This is a genomic window from Prevotella sp. RM4 (assembly GCF_000701965.1).
Classification (GTDB): Bacteria; Bacteroidota; Bacteroidia; order Bacteroidales; family Bacteroidaceae; genus Prevotella; species Prevotella ruminicola.
Window position 1 is genome coordinate 142,105 of sequence record NZ_JNKG01000011.1, and the last position, 21,695, is coordinate 163,799.

Here is a 21,695-nt window from a genome sequence, read left to right on the forward strand (position 1 = left end):
TTATAGTTAGTTAGGCTTCCAACTTCTGGAGGTATGATTTATCAAGCTGCTTACTGACGTAATCAGCCGTCACATTGAATTTCTTAGTTTTCTTCGATGGCAGGTCGTACATAGCGTCCATCATCACACTCTCAACAATCGAACGCAGTCCGCGAGCACCAAGCTTGTACTCTACAGCCTTGTCTACCAGCGTGTCGAGTGCCTCCTGATCGAAAGTCAACGCAACACCATCCATCTCAAACAGTTTCTTGTACTGACGGATGATAGAATTCTTAGGCTCAGTCAGGATTCTTTCCAATGCCTTACGGTCCAACGGATTCAGATGTGTGAGCACTGGCAGACGACCGATAATCTCAGGAATAAGTCCGAACGACTTCAGATCCTGAGGAACGATATACTTCATCAAATCATTCTTATCAATCTTTCTGACGTTGGTTACCGAGTTATAACCTACCACATGGGTGTTCATACGCTGTGCAATCTTACGCTCGATACCATCAAAGGCGCCACCGCATATAAACAGGATATTACGGGTATCTACATGGATGTAATCCTGGTCGGGATGCTTACGGCCACCCTTGGGTGGAACATTCACCATGGTACCCTCTAATAATTTCAACAATCCCTGCTGCACGCCCTCGCCACTAACGTCGCGGGTGATAGAAGGGTTGTCGCTCTTACGAGCAATCTTATCGATCTCGTCGATAAACACGATACCGCGCTGAGCAGCCTCAACATTGTAATCAGCCACCTGCAACAGTCGTGACAATATGCTTTCTACGTCCTCACCTACATAACCAGCCTCGGTAAACACCGTAGCATCTACAATAGTAAAGGGCACATCAAGCAGTTTGGCAATGGTACGTGCCAGCAAGGTTTTACCCGTACCAGTACTACCTACCATAATAATATTACTCTTCTCAATCTCTACACCATCATCATCCACGGGCTGCTGCAAACGCTTGTAGTGGTTGTAAACAGCCACAGCCAGATAACGCTTGGCATCGTCCTGACCGATCACATACTGGTCGAGGTACTCTTTGATTTCCTTGGGTTTAGGCACCTTCAGGTTTTCGGGCTTTTCAGCGGCTTTTCCTTTCTTCTTTGCAACAGGCGCCTCGCGCAGGTTATCATTTATAATCTGATAAGCCTGCTCCACGCAGTTCTCGCAAATCTGACCGTTAAGACCCGAGATCAACAGCTTTACCTCGTTTTCGCCTCTACCACAGAAACTACATACTTTCTTCATCGGCATTATTTCTTCCGTGTCAGCACCTCGTCAATCATTCCGTAAGCCTTTGCTTCCTCGGCCGTCATCCAATAGTTACGGTCAGAGTCGGCATAAACCTTATCGTATGGTGTATGCGAATGTTCCGAGATAATAGTGTATAACTCTTTCTTGAACTTCAAAATCTCCTTGGCCTCAATCTCGATATCTGAAGCCTGACCCTGTACACCACCCAGAGGCTGGTGAATCATCACACGACTGTGGGGCAGAGCCGAACGCTTACCCTCGGCACCAGCCACAAGCAGCACGGCACCCATAGAGGCAGCCATACCTGTACAGATAGTAGCCACATCGCTGGTGATAAACTGCATAGTGTCATAGATACCCAAACCAGCAGTTACGCTACCGCCAGGTGAGTTGATATAAATCGAGATATCCTTACCAGGGTCGGTTGAATCCAGGAACAGCAGCTGTGCCTGCAATGTGTTGGCGGTATAATCGTCTATCTGAGTACCAAGGAAAATGATACGGTCCATCATCAGGCGTGAGAACACATCCATCTGAGTAACGTTCAACTGGCGCTCCTCAAGAATATAGGGATTCAAGTACTGGTTCTGGGCCTTGATTACATCATCGACCACCAGACCATTCATTCCTAAATGCTGTACAGCATACTTTCTGAAATCATTATTCATACTATCAATTCCTTTCTTTTTAATATAGAGAAAAGGTTATCGACCTTCCTCATCTTGCGTTTGGGACACAAAGATAATACAAAAAGTCGATAACCCTCGTATTTTAGGGGTTATTTTTTCCTAAAAAAGCTTATTTTTCTGTCATAAGCTTATTAAACTCCTCAAATGTGACCTCTTTTGCATTCAGCTTAACCACATTTTTGAGGGCTTCAGTAAGCTTAACGTCAACGGCACGATCAACGAAGTTGTCGATATTCTCGCGCTTCTTGAGCTGCTCGTTGGCATAGTTCTCCAGAACATCATCGGGTACATTGCTCATACCGTACTGAGCAAACTGAGCACGCATAGCCTCCTTAGCAACGTTCTTGATGTCAGCCTCCTCAACCTTGATGTTCTGAGCGGCAACCAGCTGCTCCTTAATCAGGTGCCAAGCCAGCTCCTTAATGCTACCCTCGAAGTTCTTCTCTACGAAGTCGGCACCCTTATCCTGGTTATTCTGCAGCATAACACGCTTGAGCAGAGCCTCTGGGAACTCCAGCTTACCAACCTTCTTCTCCATGTGCTTACGAACATCGAGCAGGAACTTGTAGTCGCTATTCTGCTGCAGCTGTGGAGCGATACCCTCAGCAATCTTAGCACGGAAAGCCTTCTCGTCCTTAACCTCACCCTCACCGAATACACGGTCGAAGAGCTTCTGGTCAACCTCTGCAGGCTGGAAGTGACGGATCTCAGTAATCTGGAAGCTGAAGTCAGCATTCAGATCCTTAACCTCCTCCTTCTTAACCTTCAGCAGGGCAGCAACCTCAGCATCGTTATCGGGGTAAGCCTTCTTAGGGTTGAAAGTGATGATGTCGCCAGCCTTTGCACCGTCGAACAGCTTCTTCTGGTCGTCGGCCTTGATGTAAGCAGGCATAACCATGGCAGCCTCGGTAGTGATACCACCTTCCTTGGTGTTACCGTTCTCGTCAAGCTCGCGCATGTCACCAGTCAGTGTATCGTTACCGCTGAATACCTCAGCCTTAACGAACTCACCAGCCTGCGATGCATACATCTGTACCTGATCGTCGAGCATCTTATCATCAACCTTGATGGTGTAATAGTCAATCTTATCTCTGCCAGTCAGCTCAGCCTTGAACTCAGGAGCTACGGCAATATCGAACACGAATGTCAGATCATCAGCGTTCTCAAAGTCCTGGGGTACCTGCTTCTCCTGGTTTGGGAGGGGCTCACCCAGCATCTGGATCTTGTTCTCACGAACATACTCATACAGCTTCTCGCCCAGCAGCTTGTTAACCTCGTCAACCTTTACTGCTGTGCCATACTGCTTCTTAATCATTCCCATGGGAACCATACCTGGACGGAATCCAGGAACCTGTGCTTTCTTACGATAATTTTTCAGCTGCTTCTCTACTGCATCCTGATAATCTGCCTTCTCAACGGTCATAGTCAACAGACCATTGATCTTGTCGGCGCACTCAAACGAAATTTTCATCTTCTTATGTACTTATTTATAATATATATTCAAATATTGGGGTGCAAAAGTACAAAAAAACGGCGTAACCAACGCCGATTTTTCAATTTTTAACTTTTCTCCGCCTGCTCCTTGGCATTGCGCTCCATCTCAATCTGCTGGAAGTTTTTCTTTCTCAATTCGAACGATTCCGTCAGATATTTTTCACGCACTATCTGGTTAGCCGCCAGCTCTTCTGGTGTTCCTTGGAACAGGATTCTACCTTCGAACAACAGATAAGCACGATCGGTGATAGCCAGCGTCTCATCCACATTATGGTCGGTAATCAGAATACCGATGTTCAGATATTTCAGTTTATACACAATCTGCTGGATATCCTCTACAGCGATAGGGTCAACACCAGCAAAAGGCTCGTCGAGCATGATAAACTTTGGTTCGATAGCCAAGCAACGGGCAATCTCTGTACGTCGGCGCTCACCTCCCGACAGTCGGTCGCCTAAGTTCTTGCGCACCTTTTCCAGTCGGAACTCCCTAATCAACTCCTCCAGTTTATTCAGCTGATAGTCGCGAGGCTTGCCAGTCATTTCCAGCACCGAGAGGATATTATCCTCTACAGTCATCTTACGGAACACGCTGGCCTCCTGAGCCAGATAGCCGATACCAGCACGGGCACGCTTGTAAACAGGGAATTTGGTAACATCCTCCTCACCTAGATAGATATGGCCGCCATTGGGAACAATCAGTCCTGTGGTCATATAGAACGAGGTTGTCTTACCGGCACCATTAGGTCCCAGCAGTCCCACAATCTCACCCTGCTTCACGTCGAAGCTCACATCGTTAACCACCGTGCGCTTACCGTAGCGTTTCACGAGGCCTTCTGTTCGTAGTACTATACGCTCTTCTTCCATAATCGGCTGCAAAGTTAGTTATTTTTTGGCACGAATTACACGAATTTCGCGAAAAATAATCTCAAATAGAAATAATTCGTGTTAATTCGCGTAATTCGTGTCTTATTTTTCGTACCTTTGCACCCGAATAAATTAGTTTGTTTGCAATGTTATTACATAAATGGCTGACCACCTTTGGTCGATATTTGATGCTGATGGGCCGTGTTTTCTCACGCCCCGAGCGTATGAGAATGTTCCTGAAACAGTACATTACCGAGATGACCCAGTTGGGCATCAATTCTATCGGCATCGTACTCATCATCTCATTTTTCATAGGCGCCGTCATCTGTATTCAGATGAAGCTGAATATTCAGAGCCCTTGGATGCCACGCTGGGTTGCCGGCTATACCACCCGCGAGATTCTGCTGCTGGAGTTCTCAAGTTCCATCATGTGCTTGATCCTGGCAGGAAAAGTAGGTTCCAACATCGCCTCAGAGCTGGGCACCATGCGTGTTACCCAACAGATCGACGCACTCGAAATTATGGGCATCAATTCGGCCTGCTATCTGATTCTGCCCAAAATCATCGGTCTGCTCACCATCATGCCATTCCTGGTCATCTTCTCTTCGGCCACAGGTATCATTGGTGCATACGGCACGGCCTATATAGGACATATCATCGCACCCGACGACCTGACGGCTGGATTGCAGCACGCATTCATCCCATGGTTCGTATGGATGAGTATCATCAAAAGTCAGTTTTTTGCATTCATCATCTCCAGCGTGCCAGCCTTCTGCGGCTACACGGTCGAGGGTGGTAGTGTAAACGTAGGTAAGGCATCAACCGATGCTGTAGTAACCTCGAGTGTACTCATTCTGTTTTCAGATGTTTTCTTAACCCAGTTACTGTCATGATCGAAGTAAAGCATTTATATAAGAGTTTTGAGGACAGAGAAGTCCTGAAAGATATCAATACCGTATTCGAAGACGGTAAGACCAACCTCATTATCGGACAGAGCGGTTCCGGCAAGACGGTACTGATGAAAAATCTTGTCGGACTTTTCGAGCCAACCCGCGGCGAGATTCTGTACGATGGTCGCAACTTTGTGAGCATGAGCAAGCACGAGAAAGTGATGATGCGACGCGAGATGGGCATGATTTTCCAAAGCGCTGCCCTCTTCGACTCCATGACGGTTCTCGAGAACGTGATGTTCCCGCTCGACATGTTCTCATCGATGACCTTACGCGAACGTATCCGCCGTGCACAGGACTGCTTGGACCGTGTAAACCTGACTGGTGCCGACGAAAAATTCCCTGGCGAGATATCCGGAGGTATGCAAAAACGTGTTGCCATCGCCCGTGCCATCGCCCTCAATCCCAAATATCTGTTTTGCGACGAGCCCAACTCAGGTCTCGACCCAAAGACATCGCTTGTTATCGATGAGCTGTTACACTCCATCACTCAGGAGTACAACATGACCACCATCATTAACACCCACGACATGAACTCGGTCATGGGCATCGGCGAAAATATCATTTTTATTTACGAAGGAAACAAGGAATGGCAAGGCGTAAGCAGTCAGGTTATGGGTGCCGAAAATCCCCGATTAACCGACTTTATCTTCGCCAGCGATCTGCTCAAAAATATGCGACGAATCGTTATCGACAACGGACTCTCATTATAAGTGTTTCAAGAAAAAATGCCTTATTATTAAATAAATTTTTCTTAAAAGTTTGTTCGATTCAGATTTTTTATTTACTTTTGCAGCAATAATTCGAATTATAACATCCAATTTTAGCATTTTTATATGAAGAAAGAAATTAAGATTAAGAATCAGGTAGGCGAGTTAGAGAAAGTAAACGCCTTCATCGAAGAGATCGGAGAGGAACTTCAGCTTGACATGGAGCTGCTGATGAACCTGAACCTGGTAATGGAAGAGATGGTATCTAACGTTATCTTCTATGCTTATCCCGAAGGAAAAACTGCCGACATCGAATTGACAGCCGAGTGCATTGGCCACACGCTCACATTTGTGCTTAGCGACAAGGGCCGCGAGTTTGACCCTACCATGAAGGAGGACATCGACACTGCTACCGATCCAGCTGATCGCGAACTGGGTGGTCTTGGCATCTACATTGTCAAGAACATCATGAACGAGGTTACCTATCAGCGCCTGGAGGGCAAGAACCTGCTCACCATGAAAAAGGATTTAGAGGATTAATTACAAAACAATTAGATAACACATAATTATGACACAGATTATCAAAGAAGGTGGAAAAACCATTATTAAGACCGGTTCACGAATCGACACTATGAACGCCAACCAGTTCGAGCAGGACATCCAGCCCGCCCTTAAGGAGGGAGGTGTTGACCTCGAAATGGACTGCACAGAACTCACCTACATGGCCAGCTCAGGTCTGCGTATCATCCAGAAGACTATGCGCATTGTTACTCAGCTGAAGGGTCAGTTCAAAATCACCAACGTGTCGCCCGAAATTTACAAGATTCTGGCTATGACCGGATTCACCAAATTCATGAAGGTAGAACAGAAAAAAGCATAGCATATGATCTGGTTGGTTGTCTCACTTGTTATTATACTCCTCATCGTCTGCATTATTCTGCAGATGAAGATTAAGCACAGTCGTGAGCAGGAGGCCGAAGGCAAGCAGTTGCTTGAGGACTACCAGAAGCGCGTCAACGAGATGGAGAAGTTGCTCAAGGACTACCGTTCGCTCGAGCAGAACTTCGACAACGTTGGTCAGGGTTACGAAGAGGCCCTGATGGCTTTCGACAAGATGGAAGAGGAGAAGCAGAAAGTGCTGAAGGTAAAAGAGGCCATCGAGAAGCAGTCGAACGAGGTTATGGCTGCCAAGCAGAAGCTTGAGGAAACCATGCTCAAGAAGAAGAACATGATTGAGCAGTATGCCGAGGCCATCAAGCAGAAGTTAGACTACACCCATCCTAATGCTGGTAACATCGCTCTCACAGCCAATCAGATTCTCAATGTTATCGACATCGAGATGGAGCAGCCCTTGCGATGCGAGGATAACGTGATGGCTCAGGATATCGCCGCTATGGCCATCCAGGAGTCAGGCATCCAGAGCTACCAGAAGGCCGAATTCAAGTGTCAGATGGTAGAGGAAGCCCAGGCCACCATGGTGTTCACCAACAGCAAGCATGCCGTGCGCGCACTGGTAGCACTGCTCGATAATGCGATGAAGTTCACCGCCCAGGGCGAGATCCTGTTGCTTATCAACGTCGCAGGCTCAAACCTCGAGTTCTGTGTTGAAGATACTGGCACAGGCGTTCTTTCCGACTACGCTGAGAAGATTTTCGAGCCATACGTAAAGCTCAACGATTTCTTCGAGGGTAACGGTATCGGTCTCACCGTAGCACGTAGCATCGCCCGCCGTTTAGGTGGCGATATTCGTCTCGACACCGATTACCGCGGCGGTTCACGTTTCGTGTTCTCACTGCCCATCTAACGCAAACGTAGATAATTAAGAAATAGGGAGCTAACCGGTTATCCGTTAGCTCCCATATTTTTTATCGCCTTTTAAAAGTTATTTCCTGATACTTCCCTTGTTGTACCTGTTTACGTAGCAGCATCTGCCGTTGGGTTAACGTAACCACCTCGCAAGCGATACGCCCGTCGATAGTCAATCGTCTGCCATCAAAGGTGTAACCGGCAGTGGTACTGGCTACAGCATTCACCTGCTGATACTCGGTGATGGTGCGGGTTGTGATTACCCAATAGCCGCCTGCGGGACCAGGCTTACCGTAACCCTCGTTATCAGCATAGTACTGCTGACTGATGGCATCCCACGTTCCAATCAAATCTGCATCGTTTTCGTTGTTGCCATCATAATCCACACTACATGCGGACATACTTAAACTCACGAAACCAGCCATCACGGCCGCCATTACGTATAACATATTCTTCGTCATAGGCTAACTTGTCTTAGGTTAATAGTAGTACTTCTTGTTGGCAAATATAGGTAAATTATTCTAAACTTCCAAATTTTAAGCCAAAATTTTCACACAACAAGAAAGAAGATATTTGTTTTTCGCAGCAGAAAATTCCATTTTCTAATGCAGAAAACAGAGTTTTCCCCGGCAGAAAGAAACATTTTCTGTCGGGGAAAACAAATATAAAATAGAAACCGTATCTACCATCTACCATCTTTCTACCACCACCTCGCAATCCTGCATAAACAAAGGTATTTCGAGCGATTGGTGGTAGAGTGGTAGATAAAATTAAAAATTAGAAGTTCCACTTAACAGCCAAAGTTGGGTTAATGAAGAACTTTTTATCGTTATAGGTGTTATAAATGAAGTTGTTGCTAACCTCTACCTCGGTACCGATGCTGAAATGCTCGGTGGCATTGTACCAGAGCTGCGGCTCGGTAAGCAGAACCAGCTGACCGTGACCGTCGGCCTTTTCGCCACGCCAGAAATCAATGAAACCAGAGAAGGTACCCTTCTTGTTAGCGAAGTTCAGGCCCCATACACCAGTGAGCTGTACCGAATTATAGGCGTTGGTATTGTCGTAACTCTTAAAGAAGCGCTTATACATCAACTGTACAGAATAGGTCTTTGAGAAGTCGGCATTATGACCATTCCACGCAGCACCAACCAATGCGGCCTGCTGGAACGAACCGAAACGGTTCAGACCACCATCATACTCTACGTGGGCAGCAAAACCTTTCTTACCAATATTAAACTCACGAGAGATTTCACCATAAGCTCCCTCGGTGAACTTACGACTGAAGTCGATATCCACAAAGTAGAACCAAGAACCCCACTGGTCGGCCTTGAACTGCTCGAGGGTTAATGTAACCTTCTGACGACCAGCCTCTTCATCAGAGTAGAAATTACGACCAAAATCATAATGCAACTGCACATTCTGTGCACTAGCGCTCATAGCTGCTACAGCCAGCAACGCAATAGAAAAAAACTTTTTCATAATTAATATATAATGTATAATGTTTAATCTTTAATGTTTAATGTTTAATGTTTAACGTATCCACGATGAGCCGCGCCGCATTATCGGGTGCTTTTTCGTCGCCTAAAGCCTGTTTTACCTCCTGATAGCCCTGGAGCATACGATCACGATCGGGACCGGAAAGAATCTTCTGGAGTTCACTACGGATGTTGGCTACCGAGAAATCTTCGAGCAGCTCCTTTACAACTTCACGACCTGCAACAAGGTTTACAAGCGAAACATATTTTACCTTTAAGAAATGGCGACGTAAGAACCCTAAAACAGCAGGCAGGGGTATTTTATAGCATACCACCTGTGGCACACCAAACAAACAGGTCTCCAACGTAGCCGTACCACTGGTAACCAAGGCTGCATGGGATTTTGCAAGCAAGGCATAGGTCTGACCGAACACGATACCGGCCTGCGAGCCTTGCATAAACTGCTGATAATACGAAGGCTCGATGCCAGGCGCTCCAGCTACCACAATTTGGTAATTGTTTTCGTAAGGTTTTACAGCCTGGAGCATAGCAGGCAGGTTGTCTTTAATCTCCTGTTTACGCGATCCTGCCAACAGGGCTATAATCTGTTCTTTGTTTACCACCGGCGATGACTGCAAGAACGCTCTCACCTCGTCGGCCGTGGGATTACCTACATAATGGATGGGGTAATGATGCTTCTTCTCGAAGAAATCCACCTCGAAAGGCAGGATAGAGAAGAGCTGGTCGACATCGCGTTTGATATTCTTAATACGATATTCTTTCCAAGCCCAGATTTTGGGTGAGATATAATAATATACAGGTATATTTGTATGATTTTTTACAAACTCGGCTATCTTGAGATTAAAACCTGGATAATCTACCAATATCAAACAGTCGGGGTGCCAATCCACCACATCCTGCTTACACATCTTCATATGGCGAAGTATGGTAGGCAAGTGCAGCAGCACAGGAATAAAGCCCATATAAGCCAGCTCCTTATAATGGCGAACTCGGGTACCACCAACGGCCGTCATCAGGTCGCCACCAAAGAAACGAAACTCAGCCTCAGCGTCAATATCTTTCAACGCCCGCATCAAATGCGATGCATGCAAATCACCCGAGGCCTCGCCAACTATCAGATAGTACTTCATTTAACGTTAAACATTAAAGATTAAACATTAAACCAACTACTAATCTGATCCATGGCCTGATAGGCGGTGACATCAATCTGGGTAGGTGTAATGGCAATATAGCCATGATGCAGTGCCCAATTATCGGTATCCTCGGCTTCGGGCTCATCATTACGATAATGACCAATCATCCACCAATAGTCGTAGCCACGTGAATGGTGGTGCTTCTCGGTTTCGTTATACCAAGTACCAAACGCCATGCGACAAACCTTAACCCCCTGATAAACCGGAACCAATGGAAAGTTAACATTCAAGCACACGCCTTTGGGCAATCCTTCGTTGAGCACCCTCTGGGTAATCTCACGCACATAAGGACGGAGAGGCTCGAAGTCGGCATCGGCATGCTGATCGCAAAGCGAGAAGGCTACCGAGGGGATGTACTTGAGACAGCCCTCGATGGTAACACCCATCGTACCACTGTAATGGGTATTTACCGAAGCATTATCGCCATGATTAATACCGCCAATCACCATATCGGGTTGACGCTTGCAGATATTGGCCAGCGCCATCTTTACACAATCAACGGGGGTACCATTACAACTCCACACCTCTACCCCCTGCTCTTTTCGCTGCAGATTAAGGCGCAAAGGGATACCAGCCGAGAAGGCACACGAGTAGCCGCTGCGGGCATCATCGGGTGCACAAACTATGATATCGGCTATATCCTTCAGCATATCTATCAAGCAATTAATACCTTTTGCCTGATAGCCGTCATCGTTCGAAATGAGCAATAAAGGTCGTTTAATTTCCATAAAATATTAATAATTTGGCTGCAAAGTTACAAAAATCTCTTAATTCATAACGATTAATTCTTAATTTTTTAGTAACTTTGTGGCCAAATTTCTTATTTTTATCAAGATTAAGTCAAAATCAAATGGGAAAGATTATTGCTTTAGCAAACCAAAAAGGCGGTGTAGGCAAAACCACCACTACCATCAACCTGGCAGCATCGCTGGCTACACTGGAAAAAACAGTGCTGGTTGTTGACGCTGACCCTCAGGCCAACGCATCGAGTGGCTTGGGTGTAGACATCAAGGATGTAGAATGCTCGCTATACGAATGCATTATCAACAAGGCCGATGTGCGCGACGCCATCTATACCACCGATATCGACGGACTGGATATCATACCCAGCCATATCGACCTGGTTGGTGCCGAGATTGAGATGCTGAACCTGAACGATCGTGAGAAAGTGATCAAGAAAATGCTTGAGCCTATTCGTAACGAATACAACTTTATCCTCATCGACTGTTCGCCATCACTGGGCCTGATCACCGTTAACTCGCTCACTGCAGCCAACTCGGTGATTATCCCCGTACAGTGCGAGTACTTTGCCCTGGAGGGTATCAGCAAACTGCTGAACACCATCAAGATCATCAAGAATAAATTGAACCCAACACTGGAGATAGAAGGTTTCCTGCTGACGATGTACGACAGTCGTCTGCGCCTGGCCAACCAGATTTACGACGAGGTAAAGCGCCACTTCCAGGAGCTGGTGTTCAAAACCGTTATTCAGCGTAACGTAAAATTAAGCGAGGCACCAAGTCATGGTTTGCCCGTAATCCTCTATGATGCCGACTCGACAGGTGCAAAGAACCACCTGGCACTGGCTCAGGAAATCATCTTTAAGAACAAAAAATAACTATGGCAGTAAGAAAGAAATACGACCACAACGTACTGGGTCGCGGACTCGACAATATCGGCACCGGCAGAGGCATGGGGCTGGATGCACTTATCAACACGAACGACATCAACACCCAAGGTACATCAAACCTGAATGAGATAGCCATCGAGCTGATAGAACCTAACCCCGACCAGCCACGACATGAGTTCGATGAGAATGCACTGAACGAGCTGGCAGCCAGTATCCGTGAGATTGGCATCATCACCCCTATCACTGTTCGTGAGATGCCTTCAGGACACTATCAGATTATTGCCGGTGAGCGCCGTTGGCGTGCATCGCAGTTGGCAGGGCTTAAAGCTATACCTGCTTACATCAAGACCACCGACGATAAGCTGACCATGGAGATGGCACTGGTTGAGAATATTCAGCGCGAGGATTTGAATGCCATCGAGATTGCACTGGCCTACCAGCGATTATCGGAATCTACAGGTATGACACAGGAGCGCATGTCGGAGCGTCTGGGTAAGAGCCGCACATCGATCACCAACTATATGCGACTGCTGAAGTTGCCTGCACAGATACAGATGGCACTGAAGAACCGCGACATCGACATGGGACATGCCCGTGCACTGCTCTCACTCGAAAGTCCATCGGCACAGCTCAAACTGTTTAAGGACGTACACCGCAACGGCTACTCGGTACGTAAGGTTGAGGAGATGGTACAGATGGTGAAGAACGGCGACACCCTGCAGAATGCCCGTAAGACCGTGGCTCCTAACCAGCTGCCATTGGAGTACAGCATTCTGAGAGACCGCTTGTCGGACCTGTTCAAAACAAAAGTACAGATGACCTGCTCTGCCCAGTCGAAGGGGCGTATCAGCATTTCCTTTGCCAATGAGGATGAGCTGGAGTATATCATGAATGTCTTCGACAAACTGAAGAAGAAGTAAAACAAGAACATGAAGAATAGATGTAAGCTGTTGATAACAGGCATGCTGCTGGCCACAGGTTTCGGAACGGTCCGAGCCCAGAAGGAGATGGTATTGGAGCACGACTCGTTGTCGCAAGCCATCAATAACGAGGTGTCGGTGCTGGTTGATTCGGCCCGCATCCCCACCAAACCCCTCAAGGACATGAGCACCTGGCGCCCCGATCCCAAACGTGCGCTGTGGCTGGCTCTGGTAATACCTGGCGGCGGACAGATTTATAACCGAAAATACTGGAAACTGCCATTGGTTTACGGCGGTTTCATCGGCTGTTTGTACGCAATGAACTGGAATAACACCATGTATAAGGACTACTCGCAGGCCTATATCGACATTATGGACAACGACCCTGGCACGCAGAGTTACAACCAGTTCCTGCACAACGGCGCCACCATCAACGGACAGGAAGAGCGATACAAGAAACTCTTCAAGCAGCGTAAGGATCGCTACCGTCGTTGGCGCGATATGAGTTTCTTTGTACTGGTAGGCGTCTATGCCCTTTCAGTCATCGATGCTTATGTTGATGCCGAGCTGTCGGTGTTCGATATCAGTAAAGATCTGAGTCTGAGCATCGAGCCCACCATCCTGGACACCCACACATCACGTAATCCGCTCGACGCCGGAGCCGTTGGTGTGCAATGTAACATCAAATTTTAATGGAATATGATAGTAAAGAGTTATATAAAGATTTTAAGTTTTGCGGTACTGCTCTTTAGTAGCGCACCGCTGTCGGCACAGACTATTTTAGACGATCCCGAAGAGGAGGAAGAAGAAGAAGAGGTTGACAGCCTGTTCGTCCCCATCGAGGATGAGATTTCGGTAAGAGACATGCAGGGCAACGAGGAGCTCATCGAGTTTCCCGAGGCCATGACATTCAACCTCGACAGTCTGCTCGAGCTCTACATGACCAAGACTTACCTGAGCAAGGGCGATTGCGAGATGAAGGATGAGAACCCCACCTACACACCAGAGGAGTATATTGAACGACTTCGCCGTATGCCTACTGTCATGGAGATGGCCTACAACGATATCGTACAGCGCTTCATCGACCGTTACATGGGTCGCCTGCGCCACTCGGTCAGTCTGATGTTGGGTGCAGCCAATTTCTACCTCCCCATCTTCGAAGAGGCCCTCGAAGCATATCAGGTACCCTTGGAACTGAAGTACCTGCCCGTTATCGAGAGTGCACTGAACCCCAAGGCCGTATCACGTGTAGGTGCCACTGGCTTGTGGCAGTTTATGCTTACAACTGGTAAGCAGTACGGACTGGAGGTAAACTCACTGGTTGACGAGCGCCGCGATCCTGTGAAGGCATCGTATGCTGCAGCCCGCTATCTGCGCGACCTGTATCGTGTGTTTGGCGACTGGAACCTGGTGATTGCCGCTTACAACTGTGGTCCTGGCAACATCAACAAGGCCATCCACCGTGCCGGAGGCGAGAAGGACTACTGGCAGCTATATCCCTATCTGCCTGCTGAAACACGTGGTTATGTGCCAGCTTTCATCGCAGCCAACTACGCCATGAATTATTATTGCGAGCATAACATCTGCCCCATGAACACCCGTCTGCCTCTGCAGACTGATACAGTGGTGGTGGATCGCGATGTGCACCTGCAGCAGGTGGCCGCCGTGCTCGATCTGGATATCGAGATGATACGTTCGTTAAACCCCGAATATCGTCGCGACATTGTGCCTGGTGCCAACAAGAAGCATGCCATCCGCCTGCCTATGGCAGATGCCATCCGCTTTATCGACCTGCAGGATAGCATCTACAGCTATCGTGCCGACGAGTTGCTCACCAAACGTGCCGTAGCCGAGGTTAACGACGATCAGCCCACCTACCGCAGCAAGAAGAGCAGCCGACGCAGTCGCAGTAGTCGCGCCAGTCGCAATTCACGCCGTGGCGGTTCCAGCGTCACCGTCCGCTCTGGTCAGACACTGGGCGAGATAGCCCGTCGTAATGGCACTACCGTTGCAAAACTGAAAAGACTCAACGGTCTCCGTGGCAATAATATCCGAGCTGGTAAGAAGCTCCGAGTAAGATAAAGCAGATTTGACGTTTATAAATGAAGTAAAAGAGGTATGGCAGAAGAAAAACAATTAACCCAAGAAGAAAAAGATGATCAGATGATCAATGAGGCGTTTCAGCAACTGTTGAACGATTATATCTCGTCGCGTCATCGTAAGAAAGTCGACCTCATCACAAAGGCCTTCAACTTTGCACGTCAGGCCCACAAGGGTGTTCGCCGCCTGTCGGGCGAGCCATATATCATGCACCCCATCGCCGTTGCGCAGATTGCCTGCAGCGAGGTGGGCTTAGGCTCAACCAGTATCTGTGCAGCCCTGTTGCACGATGTGGTAGAAGATACCGACTATACCGTAGAGGACATCGAGAATATCTTTGGTGCCAAGATCGCACAGATTGTGGATGGTCTGACCAAGATCAGCGGTGGCATCTTTGGCGAGCAGGCTTCGGCACAGGCCGAGAACTTCAAGAAACTTCTTCTCACCATGAGCGATGATATCCGTGTGATTATCATCAAGATCTGCGACCGTTTGCACAATATGCGCACCTTGGAGAGTCAGCCTGCCAACAAACAGTACAAGATTGCCGGCGAGACCCTTTACATCTATGCGCCTTTGGCTAATCGTCTGGGATTGAACAAGATTAAGAGCGAACTGGAGAACCTGAGCTTTAAGTTTGAGCATCCTGACGAGTATACCAAGATAGAATCGAAACTGAAACTGACCCGTGAGGACCGCGACGAGTTGTTCTCACAGTTCACTTCACCCATCGAGGACGCCCTCAATAGCATGGGTATCAAATACGAGATTAAGGAGCGTGTAAAAACGCCTTACTCTATATGGAACAAGATGCAGAACAAGCACGTGAGCTTCGAGGAGATCTATGATATCCTGGCCGTGCGCATCATTTTTACACCTAACAACCGCGACGACGAGGTGAACGAGTGCTTCAAGATCTACGTAGCTATCTCTAAAATCTACAAGTCGCACCCCGACCGTCTGCGCGACTGGCTCTCGCAGCCTAAGGCCAACGGTTATCAGGCCCTGCACGTTACACTGATGTCGAAAACCGGTCAGTGGATTGAAGTGCAGATACGCTCCGACCGTATGGACGAGATAGCCGAGCAGGGCTTTGCTGCCCATTGGAAATACAAAGACGGTGTTGGCGAGGAATACACCGAGGACGAGAACGAGTTGAACGAGTGGTTGCGCACCATCAAGGAGATATTGGACGACCCACAACCCGATGCCATGGACTTCCTCGACACAATCAAACTCAACCTCTTTGCAAGCGAGATATTCGTATTTACCCCCAAGGGCGAAATCCGCACCCTGCCTGCAGGCTGTACGGCACTCGACTTTGCCTTCTCTATCCACACTTTCTTAGGTAGTCATTGTATCGGTGCCAAGGTGAACCACAAGCTGGTACCTCTGAGTTACAAACTGCAGAGTGGCGACCAGGTAGAGATTCTTACCTCTAAGTCGCAGCATGTAAACCCCGCATGGATCAATTTTGTATCTACCGCCAAGGCCAAAGCCAAGATACAGGCCATTCTGCGTCGCGACAACCGCGAAGTACAGCGCGAGGGCGAGGAGATTCTGAATGCCTTCCTGAAGAAGAATGGTTTCGAACCTACCGTAGCACTGGCCGACAAGTTGGCCGAATATCATGAGTACAACAAGCGTTCTGAGTTCTTCCAGGCCTTGGGCGAAAAGATTGTGCTGTTAGGCGAGAAGGATGTTGATGAACTGAACGGCAAGAACAAGGAGGCCGACAACAATTCTGGCTGGCGTAAGTTCGTGCCTTTTGTGGGCAAGAAGAAAAAGGAGGAGCACAGCCGTCAGGAACTGTTTGTGGTACCCGAGAAGTTCAACCGCAAAAAACCGGTATATATCTCTGAGGAGAACTACAACCAGTTTAAGTTCATGGGCTGCTGTCACCCCATCCCTGGCGACGATGCTCTTGGCTATATCAACAATAAGAACCAGATTGAGATACACAAGCGTGCCTGTCCGGTGGCTGCCAAGCTCAAGACCAGCTACGGCAACCGTATTCTCGACATCAAGTGGGCCATGCACAAGAAGCTCTACTTCGATGCTACCATCCGTATCAGCGGTATCGACCGTCTGGGTATGTTAAGCGAGATGACACAGGTTATCTCGTCTGAAATGAATGTGAACATCCACAAGATACTTATCACCTGCGAAGAAGGTATCTTCGAGGGAACCATCGAAATGCGTGTACACGACCGTGACAACGTACGTGCCATCATGGAGAACCTGAAGAAGATTCCCGACCTCAAGGAGATTTCCGAAATTATGTAAACTACTTTATAGAAATGAAAAAACTACTGCTATTACTCGCCATCATGGCCTCTTCTCAAGTCAGCTTAGCTGCTGGCAAATACGACAACCCCGATACCATTGTGGTTGCTCGCGATGGCACGGGCCAGTTCCGCACCGTCGACGAAGCTATCGAGGTGTGCCGTGCATTTATGGATTACCACAAGGTGATTTTTGTAAAGAACGGCACTTACAAGGAAAAACTGATTATCCCTTCGTGGTTGCAGAACATCGAGATTTGCGGTGAGGATGCCGAGAAAACCATCATCACCTACGACGACCATGCCAACATCGCCCGTGCCGAGACAGGCAAGCCCATGGGCACGTTCCGCACATACACCCTGAAGATTGAGGGCAATGATATCACGCTGAAGAATATCACCATCGAGAACAACTCAGCCCGCTTGGGTCAGGCAGTGGCACTGCATACCGAGGGCGACCGACTGGTATTTGTAGGCTGCCGATTCATCGGTCATCAGGATACGGTCTACACCGGAGTGGCAGGCACACGCCTGTACTTCAAAGACTGTTTTATCTGCGGCACCACCGATTTTATCTTCGGTCCCTCTACAGCCTGGTTCGAGGGTTGCACCATCGAGAGTCGTATCAACTCATACGTCACAGCAGCCTCAACACCACAGGATCAGCCTTACGGCTACATCTTCAACAACTGCCGTCTGATAGCTACCCCTGAGGCTACGCAGGTTTATTTGGGTCGCCCTTGGCGCGACTATGGCTATACGCTCTTTATGAACTGCGAGTTAGGCAGCCACATCCGTCCTGAGGGCTGGCATCACTGGGAGAAGCACCGTGAGCAGACCGCCCGCTACTTAGAGTACAACAACCGTGGTGCCGGTGCTAACATCAGCCAGCGTGTGCCCTGGAGCCGCCAGCTCACCAAGAAAGAGGCCGCTAAGATTACACCCCAAACAGTATTCAACAAAAATGATGGTTGGAGCCCTAGGAAATAACCAACACCTAACACCCAACACCCATTCACTAATATAATAAGGTATATATATGAAGAAATTACTAATTACAGTTTTAACCACTACACTGTCACTCGTGGCCATCGCCCAGGAGCGTCCTCTCTGGATGCGTTTCTGCGCCATTTCGCCCGACGGACAGACGATTGCTTTTTCGTACAAGGGCAATCTGTTTACAGTGCCTGTTACAGGTGGTACAGCCCAGCAGCTTACCACCAACCCTGCTTACGACTACAACCCAGTTTGGAGCCCCGACGGCAGCAAGATTGCTTTTGCTTCCGACCGTGAGGGGGGCATCAATGTATGGGTGATGCCCAGCAAGGGCGGACAGCCACAGCAGATTACCACCAGTAGTCATTTTAAGAACGTACTGACGTTTGCCGACAACGACCACGTGCTGTTCAGCATGGCCGACATGCCCACACGCCAGAGCATCATCCCCAGCCTTGGGAAGTTTCCTCAGGTTTACGAGGTGAGCGTAAAGGGCGGTCGTCCACGCTTGTTCTCCGGACTGATGATGGCCGATATCAACATCAACCGCAAAACGGGCGATGTGCTGTATCACGACATCAAGGGCAGCGAGGATATGTATCGCAAGCACCACCAGTCGGCAATCTGCCGCGACATCTGGATGCTGTCGAAAGGTAAATACACCAAGCTTACCGACTTTGCCGGCGAAGACCGCACACCTGTGTGGACCGCCGATGGTAAGGGTTATTACTACCTGAGCGAGCAGGATGGTACCTTTAATGTTTGGTACCGCAGTCTGGATGGCAAGCAGAACCAGCAGATTACACGTCATAAGACCAACCCTGTGCGTTTCCTCACTGCCGCTGACAACGGCACCCTGTGCTATGGCTACGATGGCGAGATCTACACCGTACGTCAGGGCAGTCAGCCTCAGCGTGTAAACATCAATATTGTTAGCGACAAGACCGACCGCGAACTCATCCGCGAGGTGCTCACCAAGGGTGCTACCGAGGTAGTAGCTTCGCCCAGCGGTAAAGAGGTGGCATTCATCGTTCACGGCGAGGTATATGTAACCTCTACCGACTACAGGACCACCCGTCGCATCACCGATACACCAGAGCTGGAGCGCAACCTGAGTTTCTCACCCGATGGTCGTTCGCTGGCCTATGCCTCTGAGCGTAATGGCTGCTGGAACATCTACCAGACAACCATCAAGAACAAGGACGAGAAGCAGTTTGCTTATGCTACCGACCTGACCGAGGAGCAGCTCACCAATCACAACCACACCTCGTTCTATCCCCGCTATAGTCCCGATGGTAAGGAGCTGGCTTTCTTCGAGGATCGCGGTACCATCCGTATCATCAATTTAGCCACCAAGAAAATCCGTACTGTGATGGACGGCACAGACCTCTTCTCATACTCTGATGGCGACATCGACTTTGAGTGGAGTCCCGACAGTCGTTGGCTGCTGGCCACTTACTATGGCGACGGCGGCTACCACCACGACGATATAGCCCTGCTCGATGCTTCGGGCAAACAGAAGCCTTACAACCTCACCAATAGCGCTTATATCGACTTCAACCCTCACTGGGTGCTCGGTGGAAAGGCCATGCTGTTCACAAGCAACCGCAGAGGCTTCAAGAACCACGGCGGACACGGATGGCAGAACGACTATTTCCTGATGTTCTTTGATATCGATGCCTACGAACGTTTCCAGATGTCGAAGGAGGAGAAGGCCATCTACGACGAGGCTCACAAGCCTGCTAAGAAAGAGACTGCTGCAACCGACAGCAAGGATAAGAAAGCTACTGAAAAGAAGCCTGCCGTTGAGCCTTTGCAGTTCGATCTGGAGAATGCCAAGGACCGCATTGTACGTCTTACCGCCCACTCTACCCGCTTGGGCGATGCTTACCTCACACCAAAGGGCGACACCCTGTACTACCAGGCTGCCTATGAGGATGGCTACGACCTGTGGAAGTACGACCTGCTGGAGGATAAGAGCGAGCTGGTGATTCGTGGCGTAGGCAACGGACGCCTGAGCACCGACAAGAAAGGTAAAAACCTATTCTTTATGAATAAGGGTTCGCTGCGCCGTATCGACATCGCGAAAGGCAGCCGTAAGGCTATTGATTTCGAAGCCGACTTCAACAACCGTCCGTTTGAAGAGCGTCAGTATCTGTTCGAGCACATCTGGCGCCAGGTTGATGATAAGTTCTACCGCGACGATCTGCATGGCGTGGATTGGGCTGGCTATAAAAAGATTTACGAGAAGTTCCTGCCATACATCAACAACGTGTACGACTTCCGCGATATGCTGGCCGAGATGTTAGGTGAGCTGAATGCTTCGCATACCGGTGCCCGTTACCAGAATCCCGTTGAGTTCCGCACTGCCTCATTAGGCTTGTTCTTCGACGACAGCTACAAAGGCGACGGACTGAAAATTGCCGAGATTCCAAAGGGTTCGCCATTGGCCGTACGTAACACCGGTGTAAAGGCTGGTGATATTATCGAGGCCATCGACGGCACACCAATCAGAAAAGGCGACGACTACTATCCCCTGCTGGCTGGAAAGACCGGTAAGGTGGTACGTCTCACCATCAATGGTCGCAACGTTAACACCAAAGCCATCTCGCTCACCGCTTACAACAATATCCTCTACGATCGTTGGGTAGAGCGCAACCGCAAACTGGTTGATAGTCTGTCACACGGCCGTTTGGCTTATGTACACATCTCGTCGATGAACGGCGATAAATTCCGTAAGCTGTACGAGGAAATACTGAACGAGACCAACCGCGGGCGCGATGCCGTGATTGTAGATGAGCGCCATAATGGTGGTGGCTACCTGCACGACGATCTGTGCCACCTGCTCAACGGTCGTCAGCACTCACACTTCATGGCCCATGGCAAGTACTTAGGTATCGAGCCATCAGCCCAGTGGAATAAGCCTTCGTGCGTGGTACTTTGCGAGGACGACTACAGCAATGCCTGCGGATTCCCCCGTCAGTATCAGGACATGAAGATTGGTAAGCTGATTGGTACCCCTGTAGCCGGAACATCTACCAGCGTTTGGTGGGAGACACTCATCAACGGTGTGGTATTCGGTATTCCACAGGTAGGTCGTATCGATGTACGTGGCGACTATGGTGAGAACACCCCACTGCGCCCCGACATCGAGGTTTACAACAGCCCTGAGGATTACCTCAATGGTCACGACCGTCAGTTAGAGCGTGCCGTACAGGAGATGCTCAAGGAAGGCGCCGCCTTCAAGGAAAAGACCAAGAATGATTTCGGAGGTCACAAACGATAAACAGTAAGCCCCGCCGGTTGG

20 protein-coding genes are annotated in these 21,695 nt (G+C 48.8%); 12 read left to right on the forward strand and 8 right to left on the reverse strand.

The genetic code is table 11. The annotated features are described in order from the left end of the window. Positions 1-10: 10 nt before the first annotated feature. The 4 genes from clpX to lptB all read right to left on the reverse strand — a co-directional run bounded on the left by clpX (position 11) and on the right by lptB (position 4,302). The gene (gene clpX, locus T499_RS0111140; protein WP_033151027.1) at positions 11-1,255 is read right to left on the reverse strand and encodes an ATP-dependent Clp protease ATP-binding subunit ClpX; all 1,245 of its coding nucleotides are present in this window, start codon (positions 1,253-1,255) and stop codon (positions 11-13) included. Next, positions 1,255-1,923, reverse strand: coding sequence for an ATP-dependent Clp endopeptidase proteolytic subunit ClpP (clpP, locus tag T499_RS0111145; protein ID WP_028907289.1), 669 nt, complete (start codon positions 1,921-1,923; stop codon positions 1,255-1,257). The genes clpX and clpP overlap by 1 nt, the downstream gene beginning before the upstream one ends. Positions 1,924-2,053: 130 nt before the next feature. Beyond that, a complete protein-coding gene (gene tig, locus T499_RS0111150) occupies positions 2,054-3,415 on the reverse strand; it encodes a trigger factor (protein WP_013063010.1) in 1,362 nt (453 codons plus the stop codon). 89 nt (positions 3,416-3,504) lie between these two features. After that, positions 3,505-4,302: an LPS export ABC transporter ATP-binding protein gene (gene lptB, locus T499_RS0111155; RefSeq protein ID WP_013065316.1), complete on the reverse strand. Its 798-nt coding sequence runs from the start codon at positions 4,300-4,302 to the stop codon at positions 3,505-3,507. Positions 4,303-4,448: 146 nt separating this feature from the next. On the opposite strand from lptB, the gene T499_RS0111160 reads away from it, so the two are divergent. The 5 genes from T499_RS0111160 (at position 4,449) to T499_RS0111180 (ending at position 7,766) form a co-directional block, all read left to right on the forward strand. Next, a complete protein-coding gene (locus T499_RS0111160) occupies positions 4,449-5,195 on the forward strand; it encodes an MlaE family ABC transporter permease (protein WP_033151028.1) in 747 nt (248 codons plus the stop codon). After that, complete coding sequence (locus T499_RS0111165) at positions 5,192-5,965, forward strand: ABC transporter ATP-binding protein (RefSeq protein WP_033151029.1); 774 nt, start codon at positions 5,192-5,194, stop codon at positions 5,963-5,965. The genes T499_RS0111160 and T499_RS0111165 overlap by 4 nt, the downstream gene beginning before the upstream one ends. A 123-nt stretch (positions 5,966-6,088) precedes the next feature. Continuing rightward, the gene (locus tag T499_RS0111170; RefSeq protein ID WP_013064532.1) at positions 6,089-6,502 is read left to right on the forward strand and encodes an ATP-binding protein; all 414 of its coding nucleotides are present in this window, start codon (positions 6,089-6,091) and stop codon (positions 6,500-6,502) included. 28 nt (positions 6,503-6,530) lie between these two features. Continuing rightward, on the forward strand, positions 6,531-6,842 hold the full coding sequence (locus T499_RS0111175) for an STAS domain-containing protein (protein ID WP_013064295.1): 312 nt from the start codon (positions 6,531-6,533) through the stop codon (positions 6,840-6,842). 3 nt (positions 6,843-6,845) lie between these two features. Next, entirely contained in the window at positions 6,846-7,766 is a 921-nt protein-coding gene (locus T499_RS0111180; RefSeq protein ID WP_013065553.1) for an ATP-binding protein, read from the forward strand. A gap of 61 nt (positions 7,767-7,827) precedes the next feature. On the opposite strand, the gene T499_RS0111185 is transcribed toward T499_RS0111180, so the two are convergent. The 4 genes from T499_RS0111185 to surE form a co-directional block, all read right to left on the reverse strand. After that, complete coding sequence (locus T499_RS0111185) at positions 7,828-8,229, reverse strand: hypothetical protein (protein ID WP_157054600.1); 402 nt, start codon at positions 8,227-8,229, stop codon at positions 7,828-7,830. 316 nt (positions 8,230-8,545) lie between these two features. Further along, a complete protein-coding gene (locus T499_RS0111190) occupies positions 8,546-9,247 on the reverse strand; it encodes a nucleoside-specific channel-forming Tsx family protein (RefSeq protein ID WP_033151031.1) in 702 nt (233 codons plus the stop codon). A gap of 37 nt (positions 9,248-9,284) precedes the next feature. Next, a complete protein-coding gene (lpxB, locus tag T499_RS0111195; protein ID WP_033151032.1) occupies positions 9,285-10,394 on the reverse strand; it encodes a lipid-A-disaccharide synthase in 1,110 nt (369 codons plus the stop codon). A 20-nt stretch (positions 10,395-10,414) separates the two neighbouring features. Beyond that, a complete protein-coding gene (gene surE / locus T499_RS0111200; RefSeq protein WP_033151033.1) occupies positions 10,415-11,185 on the reverse strand; it encodes a 5'/3'-nucleotidase SurE in 771 nt (256 codons plus the stop codon). A gap of 122 nt (positions 11,186-11,307) precedes the next feature. Between surE and T499_RS0111205 the strand changes: the two genes are divergently transcribed. The 7 genes from T499_RS0111205 to T499_RS0111235 are packed head-to-tail and all read left to right on the forward strand — an operon-like array spanning position 11,308 to position 21,674. Next, positions 11,308-12,075 (forward strand): ParA family protein, encoded by a 768-nt coding sequence (locus T499_RS0111205; RefSeq protein WP_033151034.1) that lies wholly within the window; start codon positions 11,308-11,310, stop codon positions 12,073-12,075. Between the two features lie 2 nt (positions 12,076-12,077). Beyond that, a complete protein-coding gene (locus T499_RS0111210; RefSeq protein ID WP_013063546.1) occupies positions 12,078-13,007 on the forward strand; it encodes a ParB/RepB/Spo0J family partition protein in 930 nt (309 codons plus the stop codon). A 9-nt stretch (positions 13,008-13,016) separates the two neighbouring features. After that, positions 13,017-13,700 (forward strand): DUF5683 domain-containing protein, encoded by a 684-nt coding sequence (locus tag T499_RS0111215; RefSeq protein WP_033151035.1) that lies wholly within the window; start codon positions 13,017-13,019, stop codon positions 13,698-13,700. Positions 13,701-13,706: 6 nt separating this feature from the next. Continuing rightward, on the forward strand, positions 13,707-15,089 hold the full coding sequence (locus tag T499_RS0111220) for a lytic transglycosylase domain-containing protein (protein ID WP_033151036.1): 1,383 nt from the start codon (positions 13,707-13,709) through the stop codon (positions 15,087-15,089). Positions 15,090-15,125: 36 nt separating this feature from the next. Then, complete coding sequence (locus tag T499_RS0111225) at positions 15,126-17,393, forward strand: RelA/SpoT family protein (protein WP_033151037.1); 2,268 nt, start codon at positions 15,126-15,128, stop codon at positions 17,391-17,393. 14 nt (positions 17,394-17,407) lie between these two features. Beyond that, positions 17,408-18,382, forward strand: coding sequence for a pectinesterase family protein (locus T499_RS0111230; protein WP_033151038.1), 975 nt, complete (start codon positions 17,408-17,410; stop codon positions 18,380-18,382). 49 nt (positions 18,383-18,431) lie between these two features. Beyond that, on the forward strand, positions 18,432-21,674 hold the full coding sequence (locus T499_RS0111235) for a S41 family peptidase (RefSeq protein ID WP_033151039.1): 3,243 nt from the start codon (positions 18,432-18,434) through the stop codon (positions 21,672-21,674). Positions 21,675-21,695: the final 21 nt, after the last annotated feature.

Coding starts and splice junctions, on each gene's coding strand:
- lptB (WP_013065316.1), bottom strand. CDS start 4,302: ATGGAAGAAGAGCGTATAGTACTACGAACAGAAGGCCTCGTGAAACGC.
- T499_RS0111190 (WP_033151031.1), bottom strand. CDS start 9,247: ATGAAAAAGTTTTTTTCTATTGCGTTGCTGGCTGTAGCAGCTATGAGC.
- tig (WP_013063010.1), bottom strand. CDS start 3,415: ATGAAAATTTCGTTTGAGTGCGCCGACAAGATCAATGGTCTGTTGACT.
- T499_RS0111215 (WP_033151035.1), top strand. CDS start 13,017: ATGAAGAATAGATGTAAGCTGTTGATAACAGGCATGCTGCTGGCCACA.
- T499_RS0111175 (WP_013064295.1), top strand. CDS start 6,531: ATGACACAGATTATCAAAGAAGGTGGAAAAACCATTATTAAGACCGGT.
- T499_RS0111205 (WP_033151034.1), top strand. CDS start 11,308: ATGGGAAAGATTATTGCTTTAGCAAACCAAAAAGGCGGTGTAGGCAAA.
- clpP (WP_028907289.1), bottom strand. CDS start 1,923: ATGAATAATGATTTCAGAAAGTATGCTGTACAGCATTTAGGAATGAAT.
- T499_RS0111180 (WP_013065553.1), top strand. CDS start 6,846: ATGATCTGGTTGGTTGTCTCACTTGTTATTATACTCCTCATCGTCTGC.
- T499_RS0111185 (WP_157054600.1), bottom strand. CDS start 8,229: ATGACGAAGAATATGTTATACGTAATGGCGGCCGTGATGGCTGGTTTC.
- T499_RS0111225 (WP_033151037.1), top strand. CDS start 15,126: ATGGCAGAAGAAAAACAATTAACCCAAGAAGAAAAAGATGATCAGATG.
- T499_RS0111220 (WP_033151036.1), top strand. CDS start 13,707: ATGATAGTAAAGAGTTATATAAAGATTTTAAGTTTTGCGGTACTGCTC.
- T499_RS0111160 (WP_033151028.1), top strand. CDS start 4,449: ATGTTATTACATAAATGGCTGACCACCTTTGGTCGATATTTGATGCTG.
- lpxB (WP_033151032.1), bottom strand. CDS start 10,394: ATGAAGTACTATCTGATAGTTGGCGAGGCCTCGGGTGATTTGCATGCA.
- surE (WP_033151033.1), bottom strand. CDS start 11,185: ATGGAAATTAAACGACCTTTATTGCTCATTTCGAACGATGACGGCTAT.
- T499_RS0111210 (WP_013063546.1), top strand. CDS start 12,078: ATGGCAGTAAGAAAGAAATACGACCACAACGTACTGGGTCGCGGACTC.
- T499_RS0111170 (WP_013064532.1), top strand. CDS start 6,089: ATGAAGAAAGAAATTAAGATTAAGAATCAGGTAGGCGAGTTAGAGAAA.
- T499_RS0111235 (WP_033151039.1), top strand. CDS start 18,432: ATGAAGAAATTACTAATTACAGTTTTAACCACTACACTGTCACTCGTG.
- T499_RS0111165 (WP_033151029.1), top strand. CDS start 5,192: ATGATCGAAGTAAAGCATTTATATAAGAGTTTTGAGGACAGAGAAGTC.
- clpX (WP_033151027.1), bottom strand. CDS start 1,255: ATGCCGATGAAGAAAGTATGTAGTTTCTGTGGTAGAGGCGAAAACGAG.
- T499_RS0111230 (WP_033151038.1), top strand. CDS start 17,408: ATGAAAAAACTACTGCTATTACTCGCCATCATGGCCTCTTCTCAAGTC.